General features: G+C 75.7%; 1 protein-coding gene. It reads left to right on the forward strand.

Annotated features, from left to right (window positions below; genetic code table 11):
* A partial coding sequence (locus ABZ641_RS37210) for a DUF5682 family protein (protein ID WP_359988999.1) occupies positions 1-1,442 on the forward strand: 1,442 nt, incomplete at both ends.

The raw sequence follows: 1,442 nt of genomic DNA on the forward strand, positions 1-1,442 counted from the left end.
GGCCGCCGCGGCGCCCGTGCCGACCGCCGGCCCCGCGCCCTCCGACCGGCTGTCCGGCTTCCTGCAGCGGCCGCCGGTGCTCGACACCCTGGACGAGGCCGAACTGCTCGGCTGGTCCGTCGACGTCGTGCGCGCGGCCCGCCGCAACGGCTACCTGGCCTCGACCGCCGACGCCATCGCGGTCTTCCAGACCTCGGTGCTGCTGGCCGGGATGCGCGACCGGGCGCGGCCGACCCCGTACGACTTCCAGGACGCCGCGGTCACCTGCATCGAGAAGGACACCGTGCCGGGCCGGCGCGACGTCCGCCGGCTGGTCGAGATCATGATGGGCGGCGACCGGATCGGCCGGGTCGGCTACGACGCGCTGCCGCCGCTCGCCCGCGACGTGCACGACCGGCTCGCCCCGCTCGGGCTGCGGCTGGAGCAGCGCGGGGTGCAGCGGGCGCTGCTGGACCTCGCCTCCCGGCCGGAGCTGAACGCCTGCTCCGACGTGCTGTGGCGGCTGCGGTACCTGCTGCCGCACGGCGCCGCACGGCCGATCATGGGTGAGCGCACGTTCGGCGAGCGGTCCCTCCAGGAGTCCTGGGACCTGGCCCTCGGCACCCACCAGCGCGCCCTGATCGAGCTCGGCTACGAGGGCGTCAGCATCGAACAGGTGCTGGAGCAGCGGCTGCGGCGCAAGGCCTACGGGCCGCAGGCCACCACCGCGGACGTGCTGGGCGCCGTCGAGGACGCCGTCCTCTACCTCGGCAGCCGCCGGCTCGCCGACGAACTCGGCCGGCACGCCCTGGAGGTGCTGGCCACCGAGCGGAGCGTGGACGGCGCACCGGAGGTGCTGCGCCGGGTCCGGCGGCTGCTGGCCCACTACCGGACGAGCGAGCCGGCGCTGCCCGGCTGGATCGAGTCCTTCGTCCGGACGGGGTACGCGCACTACTGCACCCTGCTGCCGACGGCGTTCACCGACGAGGACGCGACGGTCCGCCAGGTCGCCGCGACGCTGGGCTTCCTGTTCGGCATGGAGGGCCTCGCGCTGTCACTGGGCTGCGACCGGACGCAGCTGGAGCTGGCGGTGGCCCAGTCCCACCCCGAGGAGCCGTCCCGGGTGGCGCTGCTGTGGGCCGCCCAGCTGCAGCTCGGCCGGCTCTCCCGGGCGGAGCTGCGCGAGCGCTGCGCGGACCTGCTGGCCAACCCGTTGGCGCTGCCCGCCTATCCGCGCTACCTGAGCGGATTCGTGCAGGCGCTGGAGCCGGTGCCGGGCCTGGCCGACTTCGTGGTCGAGGCGGTCTCCCGGGCGTTCGGGCAGCTGCCGGACACGGTGCTGCTGCCGTGGCTGCCCGCACTGATCACCGGCCTGCGGGCGGACGGCGCCGAACTGGCGCCGCTGCTGATCCGCGAGGCCGGGCGGATCTTCCCCGGCCGGCTCGCGGCGCTGGACACCTGGG

Origin of the sequence: Kitasatospora sp. NPDC007106 (assembly GCF_040634455.1) — a bacterium.
In the GTDB taxonomy this organism is placed as follows: domain Bacteria; phylum Actinomycetota; class Actinomycetes; order Streptomycetales; family Streptomycetaceae; genus Kitasatospora; species Kitasatospora arboriphila.